The organism is Alkalibacterium sp. MB6 (genome assembly GCF_009935905.1).
Lineage (GTDB): Bacteria > Bacillota > Bacilli > Lactobacillales > Carnobacteriaceae_A > Alkalibacterium.
The window spans coordinates 1-23,032 of sequence record NZ_PREX01000013.1; the positions used below are offsets into that span (position 1 = coordinate 1).

Consider the following 23,032-nt stretch of genomic DNA (forward strand, 5'->3'; position numbering starts at 1 on the left):
CAAATCGATTTATCCACAACTGAATAAGTCAAAAAAATTCTGGAAAAAGTCATCCGCTGCGCCAGCATTTGACTTTTTTGAAAATTTTAAAGAAAACTAATTGTGATTTAATTAACAAACTGCAATCAACAGTGATTTCTAGTTTTATGCAACACTAGTGCTTCTCCTTATAATAGTTTAAATCGTGTTTATTTTGAAAATGACAAGGTGTCATTTTCATTTGGACAAATTAAAAAAGGAAACCGATGCGATTCCCTTTTCTTTCAACTTTATTAGTGTAACAAATATAATAATTGAGTTCAAGTTCGTTGGTATGCTAGTTAATGGTCTTCTTTTTCTTGATTTTGCCGTCCCACTCACTGTATCCGCCTTTTAAGACATACAGCTGTTCGAACCCGTTCTTCTTAAGTATCAAAGCAGCACGGTAGCTTAACGTTTTTTTATCTTCATATAAATAAACAGGCAAGTCATTACGTAATTCCCCCATGCGTTGTTTTAACTGCATATAAGGAATATTTCTGGCACCTAGAATATGACCAACATTATAATCGTCTTTTCCTCTAACATCTACGATTTGAGCGCGACGCATATTTTGTCTAAACTCATCATTTTCCAGCGCTGTTGCAGCATTTTTTCTTCTGAAATACTGAATTAACTCCCAAACTCCCCAAGTTATAATAAATACCCAGAGTAATATCGTTACAACTGTCCAAATATCCAAAAAAGTACTTCCTCTCTCTAATTCTTTCCTATATTAGTTTACATTAGAAAGCGAAAAAATTCTAGTCCTTATTCACTAGGCCTTAAATCATTTCCTTGAGCAAAGACAGCATCTCTTCTGACTCTAAATCAATAATGTACTCATAACGCCAACCATATAAGATATAGCGTTCATTTGGACACAGAGCTATGGGAGCATCAAAAGGAAGGTCTAATATGTTATGAACTGTTTCGTCTTCAAAGTTTAAATGAGACAGCTGAAATTCTCCAACATCCTCTTCAATTGCGATAGCTTCTTTTGACAAAACACCGTATACTTTGCCATTTCTAGTTGATTGAGTCATATGTGGTAGTAGCGGTTGATTATTCATGGTTACTTTTGGAACGGGTATGACGTTACCACTTACTAAGAATGGATACTCTTGAAACAAATACAATTGATCTTCTCGTATATCGGAAACCGACATACCAATAAAGGTGTCATCGTGCAAAAAGAAATCATGTATATTCCGATTAATTAACATAGCAGGTTCTGATTCTCTGATATCACCAATATACAGATGAGTCCCTTCCAATAAGTCCACATATAAATAAACATTAGCTGAATACCAACTCGGACTCGCGTAATTTAGCGGTTGTTCAACAAACGTATCGTCCTCGATATTCCATAGTTTAACACTCAGTGATTCTGATTCCTCTGTTTCATCGTAGACGTAGTTAGATACAAACACTAAATTGTCATTTGTAGGATTCCAGTTCAAATTAACATAACCACTATAATCAATAGAAGTTGTTTGCACCACGTTTCCATTAAGATCCATGACGGTCAACAAAACATCTTCATCTTTTACTTCCTGAAACATTATTTTATTTTTTGATTGATGGATGACAACAGTCAAAATAAAGCTTTCTTCTTCATAAACGGGACTCAATTCGCCGGTAAATATATCATACCGTTGCAAACTATGCGTATCCGTATCCCCAATGTGAACCAAAATCGTATCACCGGATAACCAACCAACTACTTTTTGAAATTGGTCATAGGGTATATCCATTGGAACAATGTCTCTAGCCTCTAAAGTATTTTCATTGACAGGCTCTTCTGTTACCGCTCCATTTGAGGAGGTGCAGGCAAGTAAAAAGAGGCAGCAAGCAATGAAAAAAAGAGGTATACTCATCCATTGAGCTGTCTTTTTCCTCATGCTGCTCACCTCTTTATTTCAGTAATCTCTATACGTTTAGTCTACCACATGAGTCTACTTTTATTTACTGAAACGCTCTTGAAGTGATTCATTTAAAACTAATGAACTGGCTCCAATGACACCCGCATCGTTACCTAACTGAGCGAGACGAATCTTTGTACTTGTTCTCACTGTAGGAAAAGCGTAAACATCAAAGTGTTTTCTTATATAGTCAACTAGGAATTCCCCTGCCTTAGACACGCCACCACCAATAACAATAGTGGATGGATTTAAAATATTCCCAATATTGCCAGCAGCATAGCCGAGGTGTTCACTGATTTTGTTGACGACATATAAAGCATAGGCATCGCCTTCTTTCGCCATATCCATCACAACTTTTGTATCGACTGCTTCTTTTGCTAAAATTCGGTCTCTAAGTGGTGTTGCCTGTTCAAAAGATTCCGCATCATCCATTGCTACTCTAACAATCCCTGTCGCACTTGCCACTGTTTCAAGGCAGCCGACATTACCACATGTACATAAATAGCCGTTTCGATCTACTGTCATATGCCCTATTTCACCAGCAGCCCCAACAGCGCCATGCAATAATTGACCATTCATAATAACGCCACCGCCAACACCTGTTCCAAGCGTAACGAAAACAACGTCCGGTTCATTATTTCCAGCACCAACCCATTGCTCACCTAAAGCCGCTACGTTTGCATCGTTATCTAAATAGAAAGGAATACCCGTGCCGGCTTCGATTAATTCTCTTAACGGTTGTTCCGTTTTCCAGTTTAGATTAAAGGCACCAATGACTGTTCCTCGTTCACGATCAACCGTTCCCGGTGTCCCCATGCCAATCCCAATAAAGTCGTCTGGTCCATAGCCATTTGCTTGCATATAGCTATTAATCGCTTCAATAATAGAAGGGGTAATGCGGCTTCCCTGATCGGAAACATCGGTTAACATATTCCATTGGTCAATCACTTGACCCGTTTGTGTAACCACTGCAAATTTAATAGATGTGCCACCTAAATCGACACCTATGATTTTCTTTTCATTCATAACTTTGTTCCTCCACTAATTAAAATAAGACAGATAAGGGTATATACCTGCTAACGCCAATAATAAATAACACAATAACGAGCAAGACGAATCCCACTGCATAAATAAGTTGTTGCTTTTTATCTCTTTTCCAAGCTCCTGGTGCAGATAAGGCGTAAGAAATAATGAAACCACCCACTAAACCACCAAGGTGCCCAGCCATATCGATACCTGGACTAAATAAGCCAAAGAGTAAGTTCATCACAATTAAAAGCGAAAAGTTTTTTGACATGGCTCTAATTTGCGGCTGACCTGGAAAGAGTTTGCCTAGAACAATAGTAGAACCGAACATGCCAAATAATGCTGTACTGGCACCTGCCGAAATACTCGTATTAAACGCAAAACTAGTCACATTTCCAGCCAAGGCACTTAAGATATACAGAAGTAAAAAGCGCCAATGTCCAAAGACAGTTTCCAATTGAATACCTAAAAAATAGATAACAAGGGCATTAAATATCAAATGGGTCAGTCCGATATGTAAAAACATAGGGGTAATTAATCGATACCAGTCGCCCAAAACAATCAATTCATTTACTTTGGCACCCAGACGCACTAACACAAAGGTATTGGTGCTGCCTCCAAGAAATTCTTGAAGCAAAAACATTAAAGCCGTGATGCCAAGTAAGGCATAGGTAATAAAGGGTTTTCTGTTGAACCGACGCCATTTCATTTGAGTTTTATAATTCACTACTTTAGCTCCTTAGTGCTTTCTTTTTAGTATAGCACATTCCATTCATTTGACCCAATCAGCTAGAATAAAATCACAAAAAAAGCATTTAAGGAGAGTCATCACATAAAGACACCCCTTAAATACTGCATCTGGTTTAATCCATGTTGCCATCCAGATCTTCTTTAAATTGTTTTGCTGCTGCTACATTTTCTTTTTCATGGCTATGTTCTTTTGATTCTTCACTTCTGTTATCTGTAGCTGAGTGATCTGAATCGTAACTAGCATCATCAGTATCGCCTGCTTCAATCGCTATAACATGATACGCATTCACATAAACCGACTGACCATTTGATAGGGTTAACTGATGCATTTGTAATTCGTCTTCTTTTTTTGAATCAGACAGACCTTTCACTATTGAGTCTGCAGAATCCTTTAAAGTATAGGACTTTCCGTTAGATAAAAACAATCTAGATTGATTCGACATTTTTCTCGCTCCTCCATCCTTGATACTTATAGTTTACTGTAATCAGAAAAATATACAACGTTTATACCTTATTGGCTCGTCTATCTTAGATGGTTTTGCTCGATTAATTAATGATGGCCTGGACCAATTGATCTCTGTTCATATCAGACGTAACGGTGTAGCGACCTGCTCGAACCCTCTTGTAAAAATCGGATTCTTCTAAATAGGTGTTAAAAGCATGACGGTCTTCGATTAAGCCAAACTCTTCCAACTGATTGGCAACGACACTGCTGGGTTGTCCTTCTTGAACGACTACAGTGTAGGTTTGAACAGTATCTTCAACCTCTTCCTCTTCATCTACCTCGGCTTCTACTTCAACCTCTACTTCAGGTTCCTCTTCCTCGATCGAACCCCCTTCAGTAGCTTCCAAAGCTTTCATTAATTCTTCGTTTTCCAATTCCAAAGACACTAGCTTTTCTTCAAGATAGTGTAATTCAGACTCGATAGCTTCAGCTGTCTGCTCATTGTCACTCTGCTCATTAGAAAAAGGTAAAGCTGTAAGCATTAGCAGTAATAAGCCAGACAAGAAGAATCCTAGAGCCATCAAGCGTATATTCTTTTTAGACATGTCACCCTTCCTTTCATTTTTCAACATGCTCTGTATTTTTTTAACTTAAAGTCCTTCAGTAATATAGGTATCAACCACTTCCTGTACGGCAGATAATGACAGGTCCAACTGGCTAGATATCGTTTCCGCGCTTTCCCCTTTTGTAAAAAGCGTGATGACATTATCTTTGGATAATCGAGTGATGTGACTCAATCGCTCCTTTTCTACAGAAGGTATGCTTAACTCTTTTTCTAGTTGCTGAACTCTGCCATTTAATTCAAAAACTGTTTTTGTTACGGCTAAAGAAAACTCTTCTAATTCTATGTACGCCAAGTCTTTCTCTTCTTTCTTTATCATTGAATAGCCGAACAAAACTGCTGCCAATACAAAAAGTATGCCCGCAATCATCCATATTTCCATTAATATTCCTACTCTCTGAGTATTTATTCAATCTTTAAAAATAGTAGCACATATTTCGATAGGCGAAAAGGGTAACTTTATTACTTTATGATTTCAATTTGACAATTTTTCTGAACTCTTCGTCTATTTCTTCTTGAATCACAAAAAAGATTGGCATTTTTTTTAAAAACGTGGTATTCTAGTCAAGGCGAAAGGCTAGACACCTATCTTTTCTGGTCAGCCTTTAATACCTGAATATTGGGAGGGACAATCATGCGAGTAAACGTTACATTAGAATGCACAGAATGCAAAGAACGCAACTACCTGACAGCAAAAAATAAACGAAATAACACTGAACGTTTGGAAGTTAAAAAATATTGCCCACGTGAACGTAAAGTCACTTTGCACCGTGAAACTAAATAATTTAGCATAACAGCTGGAACATCATGTCAATTTCATTTGACATATGGGCCAGCTGTTTTTGTTTTCAATTAAAAAAGACTAATCATCAGCTGAGTTTGGCACTCTTCTTGATGATTAGTCTTTTTTTGCTAGTCTTGATCTGTTTCTTGATTGTTATCTTCTTCCGACTCTGCTTCTGTACCGTCCCCTTCAGAATCTTCTGTTTCTTCTTGATTGGCTAGGTTAGGAGCAAATTCGCCTTCTTGGAAATAAGCATCCAGTACTCGACGTGCGGCACGCGTGTTTTCTCTATTGGACCGCTGGCTATCTCTTAGTGGCAAATAAGGAACAACCACCGCAATAGCAATTTCTGGATCGTCGTAAGGCGCATAACCTACATAGGTTAAGTTAACAACCGAAGCTGTGTTGCGTTTTAATTCATCATCCCAATAACCAGCCTGAGCGGTTCCTGTTTTACCAGCAGATGTATAATTTGTTCCTGCAAAGACACTTCGAGCTGTCCCGCGGTCTCCATTGACCACTGCATAGTGACCTTGTTGGACACGTTCCATTGCATTCGGATCCACATTCACATGATTCAACACTTTAGGTGGGATTTCCGTTTTTAGTGGCCCCACTTGACCCGTATCAGGATCAGTGCCTCGAATTTCTGACACTAATCTTGGTGCTATTCTTGTCCCGCCATTAGCAATCGTAGAAATAAATTGAAGCAATTGAAGAGTCGTATAGGTGTCATACTGACCAAAAGACTGGAACAAGGGCTGAGAAGCCTCTGTATTTGTACCAGCTAAACCAGTTGATTCATAGGGCAAGTCAATCCCCGTTTCAACGCCTAAGCCGAATTGATTGAAATAATGTCGTTGTTTCTCAAGAACACTTCTCCCATCCAACGGTAAGGAAGAACCCGGCTCATAAGACCAAATGCCACCCATTCTCATCGCTAGCTTTGCCATATAAACGTTGGACGATTTTTCCAGAGCCTGTATATCGTTAACCGGATCGCGGCCGTCTTGATTGTATAGAGACCGAATAGGCTGAGATTGTCTAAAGAAAAGCGGTTCATCGACAATCACATTGTTCTCAGCTGTCAAAACCCCATCCATATAAGCGGCTAACACATTCGCGCCTTTTATGGAAGATCCCATTACAAAGTTCTTTTGAAATACTCCACGGGCGTCATCTACGGGCTGGCCATCTTCACCAATCATTTTACCGGTCAATGCCAAAATGTCTCCGTTTCTAGGATCCATTGCCGCAATATAAATACTGTCATTTAACCCTTCTCTGAGCTCTAATGAATCTAGAGCGATTTGTTCGACTGTTTCTTGAAAGTCAATATCGATAGTTAAAATCAAGTTATCTCCTTTGTTACCATGGTACTGCTCAACTTGATTGATGATATCGCCTTGACTGCTCGTTTCTGTTTCTAAGCGTGACTTGGTTCCTCTAAGAACGGGTTCATAGTATTGTTCTAAGAAACTTGTTCCCACTCGGTCATTTCTGGAATACCCTTGGGCCAAGTAAGTTTTAAGCCCCGTTCTAGGTACCCCTTGCGCTTCTGACGATACACTACCTAATATACTTCTTAGCATGTTCCCTTCTGGATAAATCCTTACCCAGTCTGTTCCTGTGCCAATACCTGGAAGAGACTCCATGTTTTCACTCACACGAGCTATTTCTTCTTGAGTCACTTCTTCATTTTTAATATTAACGGTACTTAAAGAGTAAGCAGCATTCATTTTTTTAAATATAGCCGCAGACGTTAAATGACGCTGGGATAAGGATTCAATCTCACTTTCATCTACATTGTCAAGCATCACTTGATAAGACTCATTGCCACTTAATGTTAATTCCTCATCAGATAATCGTTCTCTGACTTCCTCTTGGTTGGTGGCTATGAAGTAATCTTTTAAATCCCTTATCGTTAAGTCAAATTTTCTTTCTGCATTAAAAGGTGTCGCTGTAGGCATGTCTATGTGTTCAGCCAAACGATAAGCTACTTCGGCCATTTGACTTGCCGGAACATTTCGTCCTCTTGTATACGTGATGGTATTACGTGCTTCGTTTCCAACCAATCGTCTCAAATTGGCATCAAAAATTTCTCCTCTCGGTACGCTCCCTGTTATCGTCGTCCGTTCTGTCCGTTCGACTTCAGCACGAAAATCATCTGCTCGAATAATTTGTAAATACCCAAGGCGCAGGATTAAACTGGAGAAGATTAAAAAAACCACGAAAAATAGTAAGTTTAACCTAAAAGGGATATGGGATTTTTTCTTGTCTTTTCTTTTTTGAGTTGGTGTTTTCACTACATTCCCTCCTGTGTTTATGGTATAAGTAAAGAAAACCAGATGGTTCATCTCATTTATAGTTGATTGTTGTTAATGGTTTCTACCTTTTTAACTATGACTAGTCAACCTATATGTTCTATCATACAATTAAAATTTTCACAATTTTTAGCCATATGTTTTGTTTTCAGGTCGATAACCTCGTACTAGTTTACCAAAAGCCATACTAAATTACCATATCAGTTAAGGGAAAGACATGAAAATCTTGTGACTATTTAATGTGTTTTTGTCTTATATAGATAAAAAAAAAAGCAGCATAGAGTTTATTATCTCCATTGCTGCCTTAAACGTTATTTATTTCCCATGTTAAGGATTCACATTCGTTAACTTTTGGTTCAAAGCCGCTCGCTCCAAACCTAACTGAATGACTTTTTCTATCATCTCTTCATAATGTAAACCAGAAGCCTCCCACAGTTTCGAGAACACGCCATCTTCATAAAACCCCGGAATCATATTGATTTCATTTAAATAAATATCCCCTTCTTCAGTTAAGAAGAAATCGCATCGACCCATACCATTTCCGTCAATTGCTTTAAAGCCGGCGATTGCATAGTCCGTTATTTTTTTCTTCTGTTCTTCTGTCAGATCAGCTGGGTATTGTTCCTCAAACTTTTTCGATACATATTTGTCTTCATAATTGAATAACCCCGGTTCTTTTATAATCTCTCCTATGATGGATGCTTCTACCCTTTCGTTACCCATCACAGCTATTTCCAGTTCTCTTGCTTTCAAGCCTTTTTCCGCAACGACCCTTCTATCGTATTTAAACGCTGTACGGATGCCTTCTATTAATTCATCTTTAGTGTTCGCTTCTGTTATCCCCACACTCGATCCCATATTAGCTGGTTTGAGATAAAGAGGAAAGTCAAATTCTTTCATAATCGATTCAGCGATATCGTCTTCGCTTTGTCTCCAGTCATAAAGAGACACTGGCATATAAGGCGCTTGAGGGATGCCCGCTTGACTAAAGAGGTCTTTTGAAATGATCTTATCCATTCCGGAAGCACATGCTGTGACTCCTGGACCGATATAAGGCATATTAATCACTTCTAACAAGCCTTGAATAGTCCCATCTTCGCCATTGACCGTCTTTTGTGATGTACAACAATGCTACAGAATAAGAAAAGAAATTCACCCCCGAAATAAAAGATGAGGCTGAGCGAACAGACACATCATGTTCTGCACTTATCCCGCCGTATATTAAGTGAATTGTCATCATGTAAAAGACCCCCACAACCTTATTTGTACATTTATTATAACAATTATTTAGTACATAGGGCTACTGTGACGCTTAAATCCTTCATAGAATAGAAATAATAGAAAAAAATCACGCATCTCATGAAGATACGTGATTCTCGTCTAACTTATTTAACTTATTTAGCTTCGTTGAAACGTTTTTCAACTTCATCCCAGTTAACGACATTCCAGAAAGCCTGGATGTAATCAGGACGTTTGTTTTGATAATTTAAATAGTAAGCATGTTCCCACACGTCTAAACCTAAAACAGGTGTTTTACCTTCTGTATGAGGGGAATCTTGGTTTAATGTGTCCATTACTTCAAGTTTTCCGTCTGATACAACAAGCCATGCCCAACCTGAACCAAAGCGTCCAGCAGCTGTTTCATTGAATTTCTCTTTAAACTCTTCAAAGCCACCGAAAGCATCTTCAATCGCTTTTGCTAAGTCCCCAGAAGGTTGTCCTCCGCCATTTGGAGAAAGAACTTCCCAAAATAGTGTATGGTTAGCGTGTCCACCACCATTGTTTCTTACTGCTGTGCGGATATCTTCAGGAACAGAATCCAATTTTTCCATCAACTCTACAATACTAAGTTCTGCTAGCTCTAGGTGGTTTTCCAAGGCTGCGTTCGTTTTAGTAATGTACGCTGCATGGTGTTTATCATGGTGCAGACGCATAGTCTCCTCATCAATATGGGGTTCCAGTGCATCATAAGCATACGGTAAATCAGGTAACGTGTACGTCATAATCAACATTCCTCCTATTACTTTTTATCGTACACTACTATTCTATCATGTATAAACGGTTTAGCAAATATAATCTCTGATACACAGTACCTATCCCTTACCGTATTTGAATTTTCTCTCATTGCTTTTTCCCTACCCAACAAGTAAACTAACTTTATAACGTGTTAAGTGAGGAATGAGATTATTGTCTAAATATATAGCTATGGGATTTTTAAATCCTACCCAATTAATTAAAGCAAGACAAATGAACAGAAAGCAAGTTTTTGCTTATTTCGCCTTACTGGCTTTCATTGTCACTCTATCGCTTACCTCTATTTTTACAACCATTATGAGTGGTCTTAGAGAAGATGGACAAGAAATCGCAACACGAATCCCAGCTTTTGAAATAGTTGACGGTAGCCTGGTCACCGAGGAATCGCAAGAATCATATATTCACCAAACCAATTCTTTCTTATTCTTCTTTGATCCCAATGGAGATATCGCTCCTGAAGAAATTGATAGTAACTTGGAAAGGTTAAACGTTCCTATAGGCGTTGCTCTTCTTGAAAATAGTATGTACCTAGCTATCCCAGCTGCTGGTATGAGTGGTCGACAATTGCCTTTTACTTACGATCAGTTAGATGGTTTTAATAATGAGCGTCTCAGTCAATTATTTATACAAATAGGAACCATTTCACCTATCGTTTTACTGCTTATCTTTCTTATTGGTTATGTAGCAAGTATGTTTACCTTAGCTTATAACTGGTTAATTTTAGCTCTCTTTGCGAATGTGATTGCCTTATTGTTGCGTGTGAATTCACCGTTTCGAAAAAATGCTCGGATGGCACTTTTAAGTCTCTCTATTCCAACGCTTGCTATTTCAGTCATTGAAGCATTTGGATTCTATCTTCCCTTTTCTTTTGAATTTAAATTACTGTTTGGCATCTTCTTTTTATATCAATCATTTAAAGAGATTGCTCCAAAAAAAGAACCTAAAGAGAAGTAGTTAACATTCATTTTATGTTTCTTTACTAACTCACTTGCACTAACCCGTGCGAGTTAACAAATTGATAAAAAAATAACAGCGACGGTTGCTATCACACAACCGTCGCTGTTATTTTTCGTTCCCTTAGTCTTTGTTAAGACGGCGGGCTCTTCTTTTCTTATCTTGCTTTTTACGCTCGATTTTTTTCTTGTATCCTGGTTTAATATTTTTCTTCAGTTTTTTCGTTAAACCATGAATCTCTGTATCGAAAGCTTCAGTTTGATGAGTATTTTTACGTTTGTCTCGTCGGTTTCGATCATACGTATCGACGATTTCATTGTTTTTAATATCTTTAGGCTCAAACGTGATCCCTTTGCTTTCAATCTCAATAATATCTTTTTCATCATCAGGACCATACAGTGTTATAGCTGTACCCTTTAATTGGTTACGACCGGTACGACCAACACGGTGGACGAAGAAGTCCAAATCTTGTGGTACTTCTGCGTTGATAACGTGAGAAATCCCTTCGATATCAATACCTCGAGCAGCCAAATCCGTTGCAACGATATACTGATACTCCAAGTTTTGAACTTGTCTCATCACACGGCGACGTTCTCTAGAAGGAATGCCACCATGGATAACCGCAACGTTTAATCCTTGTTTTTTAAGTGATGAGGCAATCTCATCAACGTGTTCTTTCGTGTTCGCAAAAACCAATGCCAAATACGGCTGACCAATCGTTAATAATTTGTAAATCAAGTCATGTTTGTTTTTACCCTTCGTTGAAATCAACCAGTTCTCAACCGTATCGGCAATCACTGTCTTGCTTTCAACTTCAATAATAATTGGGTTTTTCATATACTTTTTCAAAAACGGCTGTAGTTTTTGGGGGACTGTTGCTGAAAAGACCAACATTTGTCCTTTTTCAGGTAATCGAGACGCTATGAAATCAACATCCTCCAAAAAGCCCATGTCTAAAGTCATGTCCGCTTCATCGACAACCATATAAGGAGCTGTATGAGTCAGCAAGAAATTATTTTCAATTAAGTCACGCATACGACCTGGTGTCCCAATAGCAACGTGTGGTTGTCTGTTTTTTAATCTCTCTTGCTGGCGGATTTTATCTGTCCCACCGATGAAAGACTGCACAACAATCTCTTCAGGAGAAAATGATGCCAACTGTACAGCAGCATTATAAAGCTGTTCAGCTAATTCACGACTTGGAGCTGTCACGACCACTTGCACTTGCTGGTGCTCCGCCTTAATTGTATTAAATAAAGGCAGTAAGAAGGCATGTGTTTTACCGGAGCCTGTTTGTGACTGCCCGATAATGTCTCTTCCTTTTTTAATTTCTGGAATCACTTTTTCTTGAATGTCTGTCGGTTCTTTAAATCCAATGTCTGAGATGGCTTCTATTAAATAATTATCTAAGTTAAAACGTTCAAATGGATGTGTCATATAAATTCCTCATTTCTTTTCTACCCTATATTGTACCAAAGCTTGAGACCACAAGCTATCATTTTATTTTTAATTAATGGATGCCAATCACATTCACCGAAATATTAAAACGAGTTGCTGATTTCGTTGCTGATTTCACTGAATAGTTGAATCATTTACTAAATAAAAGTAAAATAGAAAACAGTAGTAAGTGACGGCAACTGTCATTTTAGAAAAGAGGATAATCATGACTCAAGAAAACAAAGCTTTATTTATTATTTTTGGAGCCACTGGGGACTTAGCCCACCGCAAATTATATCCGGCTTTATACCGTTTATATAAAAAAGGATTTTTATCCGAGCAATTTGCTGTCATTGGAACAGCTAGACGAGAATGGTCCGACGACTATTACCAAGACGTGGTCATGGATGCCATTGAAGACAGTGTTGAGTCAGAAGAACATGGACGTTCATTCGCTTCGCATTTCCGTTACCAATCTCATAATGTTAAAGACACTGAACACTATGTGACGTTGAAAAAACTAGCGGACACGTTAGACTCGGAGTACGACTTAGATGGCAATCGAGTCTTTTACTTATCCATGTCACCTAGCTTTTTTGGAACCATTACGGATCATTTAAAACAAGAGAAATTGATCTCTGACAATGGGTTTAATCGGGTCATTATTGAAAAACCCTTTGGGTCGGATTATGAGAGCTCTAAAGCACTAAACGACGATATTTTAGAATCCTTTGACGAGAACCAGTTGTATCGAATCGATCATTACCTTGGAAAAGAAATGATTCAAAGTATTTTGACCCTTCGTTTCGCCAACCGTTTGTTTGAAAATAGTTGGAACAAAGACGCCATTGACCACATGCAAATCACCTTAAGTGAACAGTTAGGTGTTGAAGAACGTGGCGAATATTATGATAAAAGTGGTGCCTTAAAAGATATGGTTCAAAATCACGTGATGCAAGTGTTATCTCTTTTGACTATGGATGCACCTAAATCTTACACCACAAACGAGGTGCGAAATAAAAAGGTTGATGTGCTGAAAGCTTTGAAAACACCAGTTGTAACAGACTTTGTCCGTGGTCAATACAGTGAATCTGAAGACGGATCAGTTACTGCTTACCGTCTAGAAGATAAAGTGAATCCTCATTCAACAACAGACACCTTTGTGGCTGGTAAAATCGTCATTGATAACGACACGTGGGACAAGATGCCTGTTTACATTCGAACCGGCAAACGCATGACAAAAAAATCAACACGTATCGATATTGTGTTTAAACAAAGTGAGAATAACATATTTAATGACACACCAACCCATTTAACCATCCACGTGGATCCTTTTGAAGGATTTGAATTAACCTTAAATGATAAAAAAATAGGCCCAGGGATGGACTTAACACCGATGACACTCGGCTCTCTTCGTTCAGAAGAAACGATTGAAAATAGTCCTGAAGCTTATGAAAAACTTATTTTGGATGTGTTGCGTGGTGACGAAACGCACTTCGCTCATTGGGGAGAAGTATCAGAGTCTTGGAAATTTATTGACCAGATCAAACGACTTTGGGAAGATACAAATCACCCGATTGCTTTTTACCCTGCTTTATCCATGGGCCCTAAAGAAGCATTTGAACTGCTTGAAAAAGACGGACGTCAATGGGTTTGGAATCCTTAAACCTTTTAAAATACAGAGAAAAAGAGGCAGCTTATTAAGGTTAAGCTGCCTCTTTTTCTTATCATTATACTAGTTTAATTTACTATTATCTAAGACTTCAATAGCATAAAAGAATTCTTTTAATTTTTCTTTGACTAAAGGAATCATTCCCTCTAAGTCGTTTTCAATTTGCAATACTAGTTTCGGTTCGTGCAAGCTCATGCGTAATAACAACCAGCCTCTGCCATAAGGGGCACTGATTTGACTTCTTTTTCCTTCTAAGTTATCTGAAAGTAAGGTGAAACCTTCCGTCTCCGTAAGCCACTCGGCAAATTGGTCCAGTATAGCAAAACCGATATCTTTATAATCATCTGCTTGAATGACAAAACGGACTTCTTCCGTTTCGGCAGGTCGGTCAAGACTATCAATTAAATCAGTGACACTCTTCCCTTCTAACGCCATTTCCGCTTCTTTAGCGATAATTTTAGCCGCAAGGTAAGCGCCGTCATCTAAAAAGTAGTTTTCCCTTAAAGCAGCGTGTCCACTGGTTTCAATAGCTAATTCACAGTCGATGCCTTCTTTATTTAATTCGATTCCTCTGTTAATAACATTTCTATAGCCCGAAATATAGCGGTCAACTTTACCGCCCAAGGATTCTACAAACGAAATTAAATGATCGGAAACAGGTGAATTGGTAACGATGGTTGTGCCAGGATGGTCTTCTAGTACAATCGCACCAATAAGTCCAATCAAATTGTTTCTATTAATACTTTGTCCTTTTTTATCGACAATAGCCGAGCGGTCCACATCGGTATCAAATATAATGCCTAAATCTGCTTTTGATTTTAAAACCGCATCGGAAATACTCTTCATCGCTTCTTTATTATCCGGGTTTGGTTCATGATTCGGGAAGGTTCCATCTGGATCTAAGAATTGACTGCCTTCTGTATTAGCCCCTAACGGTTTTAAAACGTGTTCCACAAAGAAGCCGCCCGCGCCGTTTCCAGCATCCACTATAATTTTTCTGTTTTCAAGAGGCTTACTATCCTCTGAAGCACCAATCATTTGACGAATGTTCTGAACTAAGTCAGCTGCATAGGCACTAACTAAGTCTTTTTGAACGACCGTCCCTTTCAATTCTGCTTCAAAAGCGGTCTCATTAGCCGCATAAGTCAACATGTCCTCAATATCATCATGTTCAAGCCCACCTTCCGATGTGAAAAACTTCAGACCGTTATATTCCATCGGTAAGTGACTGGCTGTAATCATAATGCCAATATCTGATGAAAAGTCCTCATATTGAGTTGCCATGAATAAGGCAGGCGTGGTTGCCATACCGGCATCGATGACTTTAACCCCACTATTTACAAAACTCTCTATAAGCCAAGACTTAATATCTGGACCAGTTAATCGACTGTCGTGTCCAATCGTTATGGTCGACTCAGACAACGCCTTTAGCTCTTTCTTGCTCCACCACTGCAACAAACCCCTAGCGATGCGCTGAATCGTTTCTTTTGTTAAATTCTTTTTATGTACCTCAGTATCCAATGCAAACCCTCTAATATCAGAGCCGTTTTGCAATGCTAATATATCCTCTTTTTTCATTTTGCCTCTCTCCTTTTATACATGTTGAGAAATCGAAACGGCTTTCATCCGTCTTATTTATATTACCATGTTTAAAACAGACTGCCTATTAAATACTCGCTATGGCACAAAAAAACGTATCCTTCTAACTGAATAGAAGTGATACGCTTTAAAGACATGCAGATACTAGTTAGTCATTCAATGTCTCGCCAATGATTCTATCTAAATAATTATACATGTGCTCCGCTTCTTCTGGTGTTTTTGAAATAAGAAGAATTGTATCGTTTCCTGCAACGGTTCCGACTAATTCAGGAAACTCTATATCGTCAATCAACGCCCCAATCACATGGGCATTCCCTGGTAGTGTTTTGACCACAATCATGAACTGAACACGTGTATAGTTCATGACAACACTTCTCAACGTTGATTCCAATTTATCTTCTAAAGTCACTTCATTGTTTTGATAGATAGTATATTTCATGCCACCTTCAGAGTTACTCGTTTTGACTAAATTTAATTCTTTAATATCTCTAGAAATAGTCGCCTGAGTTGCCTTTACCCCTTTTTCTTGCAAATGATTCAACAATTCTTCTTGAGTAGAGACATTCTGATTTAATATAATCTGTTTAATGACCATCTGTCTTTCTGTTTTTTTCATTTTTACCACCCCTTTTTATTGGTTTGCGTTTTATATGAGTCTAACTGGAATATCTACACATTGAGTATACTCCTTATCGTATAAACATTCATCTATTTTATAATGAATTTGAAAAATATTAAAACAATTTTCATAAATAATGATAGTCGATCGGGATTAAGTTGCCAGAGAGAGTCAGCTTTGCTATAATACAAGTGCTATTCATTATGAATAAAGGAAAACAATGGCTATTGATACTTTCAAAACAGCCCTTTTTTTATGCATATGATTAACCGATGGAATAACTAATTTAAAGGAAAACTTACAGGGGGTCTTTTTTTGGACTATAAACAACTGATTGCTGAAGCAATCCATAATGAAATGAACGAACATTTGGAATTAAATGAAATTAAACACCTTTTGGAAAAACCTAAACATACCGATTATGGGGACGTTGCTTTCCCTACCTTTCAATTAGCCAAGCTTTTCAGACAAAATCCAGCTCAAATTGCTCAGGATTTAGCTTCTAAGATTAACTCACCCATTATTAAATCGTCTCAAGTGGTCGGTCCTTACATCAACTTCTTTTTAAATAAAGAAACGGTATCAAATGACATTCTAAAGCAAGTGATTGAGCAAAAAGAAAACTATGGCAATCAAACATTTGGAAACAAAGGTCAAGTCCCTATTGACATGTCTTCTCCAAATATAGCTAAACCAATGTCTATGGGACATCTACGCTCGACAGTTATTGGAAATGCCTTATCAAACATCTTAACTAAAGTTGGATTCACACCTATTCGTATTAATCATTTAGGTGACTGGGGTACTCAGTTTGGTAAATTGATGACTGCTTATAAAAAATGGGGATCTGAAGAAGATGTCAAAGCGGAACCAATTAAAGAACTGCTCAGACTGTATGTGATATTCCATGAAAAGGCTGAGGAAGATGAGTCTCTAGAAGATGAAGGCCGTTTGTGGTTTAGAAAATTAGAAAATGGTGACGAAGAGGCTGTTGCTTTGTGGAAGTGGTTTAGGGATGAATCATTGAAAGAGTTTGAAAAAGTGTACAAACGTTTAGATATTGAATTTGATTCATATAACGGTGAAGCTTTCTACAACGATAAAATGGACCGTGTGGTTGACCTACTTAATCAGCATAACCTATTGACCGTTGATCAAGGGGCTCACATTGTTAACTTGGATAAATATGACCTTAACCCTGCTTTGATTAAAAAGTCGGACGGCGCTACTCTTTACATGACAAGAGATCTGGCTGCTGCTCTTTTCAGAAAAGAAACCTATGACTTTTCTCAATCATTATACGTTGTTGGACAAGAACAGTCCAATCATTTTAAACAATTAAAAGCCGTTTTGAAAGAATTAAATTTTGACTGGGCAGAAGACATCCACCACATTCCGTTTGGCTTGATTACTAAGGATGGCAAAAAGCTGTCTACTCGTAAAGGGAAAGTGGTCTTACTTGAGGAAGTATTGGATGAAGCGACTCAGCAAGCCTTGGATCAAATCGAAGCGAAGAACCCGAACCTACCAAACAAAGAACGTGTATCCGAACAAGTTGGTGTTGGCGCAGTAGTCTTCCACGATTTGAGAAATGATCGTTTAAACAACTTTGATTTTACCATTGAAGAAGTGGTTCAATTTGAAGGGGAAACCGGACCGTATGTCCAATATACTCGTGCTCGTGCCATGAGTATTTTAAGAAAAGCTGGCGTGTCTTCCTTTGATGCATCCGGCACTTATGCTTTGAGCGATGATTACAGTTGGGAAGTTATTAAACTGCTTCAAGAATACCCAAATACGATTAAGCGAGCTTATGATAACTTTGAACCTTCTATTATAGCTAAACATTCCTTACACTTAGCATCGACCTTTAATAAGTTTTATGCGAATGTCCGTGTATTGGATGAACACGAAGAAAAAGACGCTCGTCTGGCATTGGTTTACGCTGTCACAGAAGTTCTTAAAGAAGATTTGAGAATTTTAGGCGTTCAAGCACCTGACGAAATGTAATACGAGTATAGATTGAGCCGCGTTCATTATGAGCCTGGCTCTTTTTCTTGGTCGAGTTGCTTAGAGAAGGGTTCTCTACGCAACTCAATCAGCTATCGACGTTCGAACTACTTAGAGAGTCAGCCTCTACGCAACTCAGCACAAAAAAATTGGCTGACTTGCTCAGAGAAGGCGTCTCTAAGCAAGTCAACTCATTTTCCATCTAAAATAGAAAAAGCACGAACCATAATCGGCTCATGCTTTCTCTATTTTAATTTATCATTTTCATAAGTGTGGGTTAATTCTAAATTCGGGAAACCTTGTTGTCTGAGAGCTTCATAAATTAAGATATTCGCTGTATTAGACAAGTTCAACGAACGCACGTGGGTATCATCCATTGGTATGCGTAATGCTTTCTCTCTATTCTCTTTCATGAATGCTTCAGGCAGACCCGTTGTTTCTTTTCCAAATAAGAAATAATGGTCTTTTTTTGTATCTGTAAAGTCGACATCACTGTATACTTTTTCTGCAAACTTGGAAATTAGATACAAGGGACTTTCTCCTACTACTTCCAAAAACGCGTCTAAATTTTTATGATAATGAATAGTGACATCATTCCAATAATCCAGTCCGGCGCGTTTTAACTGTTTGTCATCTGTTTTAAAGCCAAGTGGCTCAATCAAATGGAGACTGGTATTGGTTCCTGCACAGGTTCGTGCAATGTTTCCGGTATTTGCCGGAATTAATGGTTCGAATAAAGCGATGTGATTCGGCAACCCTTTTCCTCCTAAGTTCTCGTCAATCAACTAATTTCTTTTTTTCTAGCGCGTCATATAACTCTCTAATGGCTTCTTTGTATTCGTTAATCGTTTCTGCTTCCGTTTCTTTTGCTAAAGCTTCTTCAAGAAACTCGATCACTTCTTCATTTGGTCGTTTGGCCATAATAACTGAAATGGCCCAAGCCGCAGTTCCACGGATCATGGGACGAGGGTCCTTTTCAATCACATTCAATAAGTCAGGGACAGCAGTATAGTCCCTATAATTCGCCAGTGCTATAATCGCATTTCGTTGTAGAGGCTTCTTCCCTCTCCAAGACCCTGCCAAATCACCAAACTGTTCTTTGAAATCCCTATTTGAAATAGTCAATAATGATTTCAACTTCGGCATAGTGGCTTCAGGTTCCGGCTCCATCTCTTCATGAAAGTGGAAATCTTTCCCTTTGTTGTATGGACAGACAATTTGACAAATGTCACAGCCATAAATGACATGACCCATTTTTCGTCTGTATTCTTTAGGCATGTAGTCTTTTGTTTGCGTTTGATAAGACAAGCAGCGCTGCGCATTCATTCTCCCGTCACCGAGTAAAGCGTCAGTCGGGCAAGCATCGACGCAACGCATACAGTCCCCACAACCAAAGGGCACTTCTTCATCCGATTCAAAAGGTAAATTAGTGATAATTTCGCCCAAATAGACATAGGAACCATACTCTTCTGTAATAAGTAGCCCATTTCGTCCAATAAAGCCCAGTCCAGCTCGTTGAGCAACAGCGACATCAACTAGTTCACCGGTGTCCACCATCGGCTTAAAATCAGGCTCAAATCCCGTTTCTTGACTTGCTTCTAAACGGATGTAGTCAATCAATCGATCCATACGGTCTCTCAATATGTCATGGTAATCAATTCCCCATGATGCTCGGGCGAATTCTCCCCGACGTTCACCTTTTACCCGTTCAGGTTTTTGTGTCATCTTTGATGGATACGCTAAAGCAATCGCAATAATTGATTTTGGTTCGTCAAAAATTTTCTCAGGGTAAATGCGTTCCTCGATGACTTTGTGTTCAAAGCCTGAATGATGGCCTTTCTCCTGTTGTTTCTTCAGTTTATCTTCTAATGAATAAAAAGGTTCAGCATGAGTGAATCCTATTTTATTAATCCCAATCTCTTTAGCTTTTTCGATAATTCTTTCTTTAAGGGCTTGGTTCATCTCATGCCTCTCTTTCTCCTAGTTGAATGCTTAGTTAGACTTATTTATCGCAAGGTTAGCCAGCTTGTCACACAATTCGTTATAACTGATACCCATAGCAGCTGCTTCTTGAGGAAACAGGCTCGTTGGAGTCATTCCTGGCAATGTATTGGCTTCGATACAATAAATGTTCCCATCACTTGAAACCATGAAATCTGATCGTGAATAGTAATCTAACCTTAAGGCTTTATGCACATCAACAGCCGCTTGTTTCATTTTCTCAGCTAGTTCTTCGCTAATGTCAGCTGGGCAAATTTCTTCAGTGGCTCCTTCTTGATACTTGTTTTCATAATCATAAAATCCTGTTTTAGGAATGATTTCTATAACTGGCAGGCCTTCACCGTCTAACACACCAACTGAAAACTCTCGTCCGTCAATCATCTCCTCGATGAGGACACTCTCGCCGTATTCTTTTGCCGATTCCACCGCTTGTTTTAAATCATCTTGGTTATCGACTAGGTAAACACCAATACTCGACCCACTTGCGTTTGGTTTAACCACACAAGGCACACTCATCGTTGGTTCGGTTTGTCCACCTTCCAACACTTCCCAGTCCGGTGTTAAAATATTATGTTGTCGCATAATTTCTTTAGCTAAAATCTTGTTCATTGCTACGGCACTACCTAAGTAGCCAGAACCTGTGTAAGTAATATCATATAAATCGAAAACGGCTTGCAGTTGACCATTTTCTCCTAATTCTCCATGTAAAGACAAAAAGACCAAATCGGCTGACTGACAAATCGGAATGATATTATCCCCAATCATTTCTTCTGGTTTCTCTTTTTGTTTTTTCAGTGCTTTCAAATCGGGTATTTGTTTTTCAACTTTATAGTAGTAAGACTCTTTATTTAATTTTTCATAGGCGTCCTCAAAATTGCTCGCTTCTTTCGTGCCAAAATAGAGATCCAGTAAAATGACTCGATGCCCATTTTTCATTAATGCATTGGCAATTAAACTACCTGAACTGAGTGACACTTCTCTTTCATGACTATAGCCACCCGCTAATACAACGATATCCATATTCATTCCTCCTATACTCTTCTTGTATTATACACCAAGACAGGCATTTTCAGAACACAATAAGCCAATTTCTCCCGTTCCTTCGAGGAAATTCAAGGCCCATGACATTTGTGTCATTTAAAAGTTAATATATTACGTTTCTGTGATTTAAACGCAAAAAAACGTATCGCTTCGGTGTCCAGCACTGCGAAACGATACGTTAGTGAAGCCTTTGATATGTCACTAATTTTTATCAGCTTCTGATGGGTTGACTGATAAAAACAAATGAATCAAATGAGCTTATGGGTAGTATAATAACATCCCCTATAGATAAACACAAGGGTTTCAAAAAAAATGGTACGAAGTCAAAGGTCTTTTTGACAAAAAAAAGAACATGTGAAAATATAAACATATGAATATTTTAACATTTCTAATCGGATATCCCTTCCAATATGATTAAATCGACTGTAATAGTTTGTAACATATGTTTAATATAAGCATCCTCTTTAAGGTGCCATCCAAGCGGTGTCATGTTCACAAAGTCTTCTATTTGAGAGTCATCTAGTGAGACTGAATAACGCACAGGTATCTCTTGATAATTAGGATAGTGTTCAGCAAACTTACGCACGACTCGCTCATTAGAATAGTCTTTGTCTTCAGATTTCACAAGTTGCCTTAATTCCTTCAAGTAGTCTTTACCGGGAACGACTTTTATCACTTGCCCACCCGGTTTAAGTATCCGCTTGAACTCCTGGTAGTTCGATGGCGACAAGATATTTAAAATCGTATCGAATGAGTCCGGAGCAAAAGGAGATTGAGCGAGATCCGCTACCATGAAGAAGAGATCGTCGTAAGTTGCTGCTCCTAGATTTACGCCTTCTTTGGATATGTCAAAAGCAATAATGGGACCACTTAAACCAGCCGTTTTTAAATAATGGCTATGATATCCTTCCCCACTTCCTACATCCAAGTGGAAGCCGTCCGGTTTTACTATTCGCTCGTAAATAGTATCGAGCAAAGGATGCCAAAACCCACTTTGAGCGATACGTTGTCTTGATAAGAGCATGTCTCTCGTGTATTCAGACTGCACAGGCTTTAGTAAAAAGTGGAGGGTACCCTTCTTGGATAAATCAAATTGGTGGTGCTTTAAGCAGGTCAGTTGATAGCCCTCTAGTGTGTTGAAAGGACTGGCGCAGACTGGACACTGAAAGGTATCCAAGTGGTCTTCTATAAAAGCCTTGCCTTTTTCTATTTTTTTCATCATTCTGTTCCTCGTTTCAAATGCAATATCTGGACGTTTTCCTTTCTTCATGATATAACGAAATCACTAAAGATGAAAGGATGAATACGTATGCCTTGGGATATGACTGATTACCCGGATTCTTTTAAGAATCTAGATCATGTTGTCCGAAAAAAAGCGATTGATATTGCTAATGCCCTTGAATCGAATGGTTACGATGACAGTCGAGCCATACCGATTGCGATTGATCAAGCAAAGGAATGGGCGAGCAATGCTTCAGAAGATGAGTTGAATGCGTTCAAATATGGTGAGTCGCCTAAAAAAGATGATTCACACGATCAAAGCTCCAATCCTGACCTCCTTGATAAAGATGTGCTAGTCTACTTTGAAGACGACCATTGGATTGTGCGCACTAAAGACGCCAAACGGCCTGACTCAACTCATAATAAAAAGCAAGATGCTTTAAATCGAGCGAAAGAAATCGCTGAAAACAAGGAGTCAAACGTCGTGTCTTATACAAAAGACGGTGACAAGCAGGACTGAATTACCTTTAAAAGCAAAAAAGCCAGCACC

23 protein-coding genes are annotated in these 23,032 nt (G+C 38.6%); 5 read left to right on the plus strand and 18 right to left on the minus strand.

Annotation, left to right across the window (positions count from 1 at the left end):
* Window positions 1-316 precede the first annotated feature (316 nt).
* The 7 genes from C3945_RS06315 to C3945_RS06345 form a co-directional block, all read right to left on the minus strand.
* On the minus strand, window positions 317-721 hold the full coding sequence (locus tag C3945_RS06315) for a rhodanese-like domain-containing protein (protein ID WP_161878853.1): 405 nt from the start codon (window positions 719-721) through the stop codon (window positions 317-319).
* Between the two features lie 82 nt (window positions 722-803).
* Complete coding sequence (locus C3945_RS06320; RefSeq protein ID WP_161878854.1) at window positions 804-1,922, minus strand: hypothetical protein; 1,119 nt, start codon at window positions 1,920-1,922, stop codon at window positions 804-806.
* A 60-nt stretch (window positions 1,923-1,982) separates the two neighbouring features.
* Complete coding sequence (locus C3945_RS06325; RefSeq protein WP_161878855.1) at window positions 1,983-2,969, minus strand: ROK family glucokinase; 987 nt, start codon at window positions 2,967-2,969, stop codon at window positions 1,983-1,985.
* A 19-nt stretch (window positions 2,970-2,988) separates the two neighbouring features.
* Window positions 2,989-3,696 carry a rhomboid family intramembrane serine protease gene (locus tag C3945_RS06330; protein WP_161878856.1) on the minus strand — a complete coding sequence of 236 codons (708 nt, stop codon included), beginning with the start codon at window positions 3,694-3,696 and terminating at the stop codon, window positions 2,989-2,991.
* Window positions 3,697-3,832: 136 nt separating this feature from the next.
* Window positions 3,833-4,162 (minus strand): hypothetical protein, encoded by a 330-nt coding sequence (locus C3945_RS06335; protein WP_161878857.1) that lies wholly within the window; start codon window positions 4,160-4,162, stop codon window positions 3,833-3,835.
* Window positions 4,163-4,265: 103 nt separating this feature from the next.
* Window positions 4,266-4,769: an endolytic transglycosylase MltG gene (locus C3945_RS06340; RefSeq protein WP_161878858.1), complete on the minus strand. Its 504-nt coding sequence runs from the start codon at window positions 4,767-4,769 to the stop codon at window positions 4,266-4,268.
* Between the two features lie 45 nt (window positions 4,770-4,814).
* A complete protein-coding gene (locus C3945_RS06345; RefSeq protein ID WP_161878859.1) occupies window positions 4,815-5,168 on the minus strand; it encodes a hypothetical protein in 354 nt (117 codons plus the stop codon).
* A gap of 252 nt (window positions 5,169-5,420) precedes the next feature.
* Here C3945_RS06345 and rpmG point away from each other — a divergent pair, with 252 nt between their 5' ends.
* Window positions 5,421-5,570 carry a 50S ribosomal protein L33 gene (gene rpmG, locus C3945_RS06350; RefSeq protein ID WP_161878860.1) on the plus strand — a complete coding sequence of 50 codons (150 nt, stop codon included), beginning with the start codon at window positions 5,421-5,423 and terminating at the stop codon, window positions 5,568-5,570.
* A 128-nt stretch (window positions 5,571-5,698) separates the two neighbouring features.
* On the opposite strand, the gene C3945_RS06355 is transcribed toward rpmG, so the two are convergent.
* The 4 genes from C3945_RS06355 to C3945_RS06365 all read right to left on the minus strand — a co-directional run bounded on the left by C3945_RS06355 (window position 5,699) and on the right by C3945_RS06365 (window position 9,897).
* The gene (locus tag C3945_RS06355; RefSeq protein ID WP_237585500.1) at window positions 5,699-7,876 is read right to left on the minus strand and encodes a peptidoglycan D,D-transpeptidase FtsI family protein; all 2,178 of its coding nucleotides are present in this window, start codon (window positions 7,874-7,876) and stop codon (window positions 5,699-5,701) included.
* Between the two features lie 345 nt (window positions 7,877-8,221).
* The gene (locus C3945_RS06360; RefSeq protein ID WP_237585501.1) at window positions 8,222-8,953 is read right to left on the minus strand and encodes an ATP-grasp domain-containing protein; all 732 of its coding nucleotides are present in this window, start codon (window positions 8,951-8,953) and stop codon (window positions 8,222-8,224) included.
* Window position 8,954: 1 nt separating this feature from the next.
* Entirely contained in the window at window positions 8,955-9,134 is a 180-nt protein-coding gene (locus C3945_RS11955; RefSeq protein WP_237585502.1) for a hypothetical protein, read from the minus strand.
* Window positions 9,135-9,288: 154 nt separating this feature from the next.
* The gene (locus tag C3945_RS06365; protein WP_202623311.1) at window positions 9,289-9,897 is read right to left on the minus strand and encodes a superoxide dismutase; all 609 of its coding nucleotides are present in this window, start codon (window positions 9,895-9,897) and stop codon (window positions 9,289-9,291) included.
* A gap of 184 nt (window positions 9,898-10,081) precedes the next feature.
* Between C3945_RS06365 and C3945_RS06370 the strand changes: the two genes are divergently transcribed.
* A complete protein-coding gene (locus C3945_RS06370) occupies window positions 10,082-10,882 on the plus strand; it encodes a DUF1189 domain-containing protein (RefSeq protein WP_161878862.1) in 801 nt (266 codons plus the stop codon).
* Window positions 10,883-11,005: 123 nt separating this feature from the next.
* Here the strand turns inward: C3945_RS06370 and C3945_RS06375 are convergent, their stop codons facing one another.
* Entirely contained in the window at window positions 11,006-12,319 is a 1,314-nt protein-coding gene (locus C3945_RS06375; protein ID WP_161878863.1) for a DEAD/DEAH box helicase, read from the minus strand.
* 226 nt (window positions 12,320-12,545) lie between these two features.
* On the opposite strand from C3945_RS06375, the gene zwf reads away from it, so the two are divergent.
* Complete coding sequence (gene zwf, locus C3945_RS06380) at window positions 12,546-13,985, plus strand: glucose-6-phosphate dehydrogenase (RefSeq protein WP_161878864.1); 1,440 nt, start codon at window positions 12,546-12,548, stop codon at window positions 13,983-13,985.
* Between the two features lie 69 nt (window positions 13,986-14,054).
* Here the strand turns inward: zwf and C3945_RS06385 are convergent, their stop codons facing one another.
* Together C3945_RS06385 and argR are read right to left on the minus strand one after the other, a co-directional pair.
* Window positions 14,055-15,569, minus strand: a complete 1,515-nt coding sequence (locus C3945_RS06385; protein WP_161878865.1) for a phosphomannomutase/phosphoglucomutase — start codon at window positions 15,567-15,569, stop codon at window positions 14,055-14,057.
* Between the two features lie 169 nt (window positions 15,570-15,738).
* Window positions 15,739-16,206, minus strand: a complete 468-nt coding sequence (gene argR / locus C3945_RS06390; protein ID WP_161878866.1) for an arginine repressor — start codon at window positions 16,204-16,206, stop codon at window positions 15,739-15,741.
* Between the two features lie 318 nt (window positions 16,207-16,524).
* Here argR and argS point away from each other — a divergent pair, with 318 nt between their 5' ends.
* On the plus strand, window positions 16,525-18,219 hold the full coding sequence (gene argS, locus C3945_RS06395) for an arginine--tRNA ligase (protein WP_161878867.1): 1,695 nt from the start codon (window positions 16,525-16,527) through the stop codon (window positions 18,217-18,219).
* A 245-nt stretch (window positions 18,220-18,464) separates the two neighbouring features.
* On the opposite strand, the gene C3945_RS06400 is transcribed toward argS, so the two are convergent.
* From C3945_RS06400 to C3945_RS06415, 4 genes are all read right to left on the minus strand, one after another.
* Complete coding sequence (locus C3945_RS06400) at window positions 18,465-18,974, minus strand: tRNA (cytidine(34)-2'-O)-methyltransferase (RefSeq protein ID WP_161878868.1); 510 nt, start codon at window positions 18,972-18,974, stop codon at window positions 18,465-18,467.
* A gap of 22 nt (window positions 18,975-18,996) precedes the next feature.
* Window positions 18,997-20,181 (minus strand): tRNA epoxyqueuosine(34) reductase QueG, encoded by a 1,185-nt coding sequence (gene queG / locus C3945_RS06405; RefSeq protein ID WP_161878869.1) that lies wholly within the window; start codon window positions 20,179-20,181, stop codon window positions 18,997-18,999.
* A 30-nt stretch (window positions 20,182-20,211) separates the two neighbouring features.
* Window positions 20,212-21,240, minus strand: coding sequence for a D-alanine--D-alanine ligase family protein (locus C3945_RS06410; protein WP_161878870.1), 1,029 nt, complete (start codon window positions 21,238-21,240; stop codon window positions 20,212-20,214).
* 409 nt (window positions 21,241-21,649) lie between these two features.
* Window positions 21,650-22,483 carry a methyltransferase domain-containing protein gene (locus C3945_RS06415; RefSeq protein WP_237585503.1) on the minus strand — a complete coding sequence of 278 codons (834 nt, stop codon included), beginning with the start codon at window positions 22,481-22,483 and terminating at the stop codon, window positions 21,650-21,652.
* Between the two features lie 87 nt (window positions 22,484-22,570).
* On the opposite strand from C3945_RS06415, the gene C3945_RS06420 reads away from it, so the two are divergent.
* Complete coding sequence (locus C3945_RS06420) at window positions 22,571-23,002, plus strand: DUF2188 domain-containing protein (protein WP_161878871.1); 432 nt, start codon at window positions 22,571-22,573, stop codon at window positions 23,000-23,002.
* Window positions 23,003-23,032: the final 30 nt, after the last annotated feature.

What these genes read in the sequence shown, in the direction of transcription:
- C3945_RS06340 (WP_161878858.1), bottom strand. Translation starts at nt 4,769, where the DNA reads ATGTCTAAAAAGAATATACGCTTGATGGCTCTAGGATTCTTCTTGTCT.
- C3945_RS06375 (WP_161878863.1), bottom strand. Translation starts at nt 12,319, where the DNA reads ATGACACATCCATTTGAACGTTTTAACTTAGATAATTATTTAATAGAA.
- C3945_RS11955 (WP_237585502.1), bottom strand. Translation starts at nt 9,134, where the DNA reads ATGATGACAATTCACTTAATATACGGCGGGATAAGTGCAGAACATGAT.
- C3945_RS06335 (WP_161878857.1), bottom strand. Translation starts at nt 4,162, where the DNA reads ATGTCGAATCAATCTAGATTGTTTTTATCTAACGGAAAGTCCTATACT.
- C3945_RS06420 (WP_161878871.1), top strand. Translation starts at nt 22,571, where the DNA reads ATGCCTTGGGATATGACTGATTACCCGGATTCTTTTAAGAATCTAGAT.
- queG (WP_161878869.1), bottom strand. Translation starts at nt 20,181, where the DNA reads ATGAACCAAGCCCTTAAAGAAAGAATTATCGAAAAAGCTAAAGAGATT.
- C3945_RS06360 (WP_237585501.1), bottom strand. Translation starts at nt 8,953, where the DNA reads ATGCCTTATATCGGTCCAGGAGTCACAGCATGTGCTTCCGGAATGGAT.
- C3945_RS06410 (WP_161878870.1), bottom strand. Translation starts at nt 21,240, where the DNA reads ATGGATATCGTTGTATTAGCGGGTGGCTATAGTCATGAAAGAGAAGTG.
- C3945_RS06320 (WP_161878854.1), bottom strand. Translation starts at nt 1,922, where the DNA reads ATGAGGAAAAAGACAGCTCAATGGATGAGTATACCTCTTTTTTTCATT.
- argR (WP_161878866.1), bottom strand. Translation starts at nt 16,206, where the DNA reads ATGAAAAAAACAGAAAGACAGATGGTCATTAAACAGATTATATTAAAT.
- C3945_RS06385 (WP_161878865.1), bottom strand. Translation starts at nt 15,569, where the DNA reads ATGAAAAAAGAGGATATATTAGCATTGCAAAACGGCTCTGATATTAGA.
- rpmG (WP_161878860.1), top strand. Translation starts at nt 5,421, where the DNA reads ATGCGAGTAAACGTTACATTAGAATGCACAGAATGCAAAGAACGCAAC.
- C3945_RS06325 (WP_161878855.1), bottom strand. Translation starts at nt 2,969, where the DNA reads ATGAATGAAAAGAAAATCATAGGTGTCGATTTAGGTGGCACATCTATT.
- C3945_RS06345 (WP_161878859.1), bottom strand. Translation starts at nt 5,168, where the DNA reads ATGGAAATATGGATGATTGCGGGCATACTTTTTGTATTGGCAGCAGTT.
- C3945_RS06415 (WP_237585503.1), bottom strand. Translation starts at nt 22,483, where the DNA reads ATGATGAAAAAAATAGAAAAAGGCAAGGCTTTTATAGAAGACCACTTG.
- zwf (WP_161878864.1), top strand. Translation starts at nt 12,546, where the DNA reads ATGACTCAAGAAAACAAAGCTTTATTTATTATTTTTGGAGCCACTGGG.
- C3945_RS06365 (WP_202623311.1), bottom strand. Translation starts at nt 9,897, where the DNA reads ATGACGTACACGTTACCTGATTTACCGTATGCTTATGATGCACTGGAA.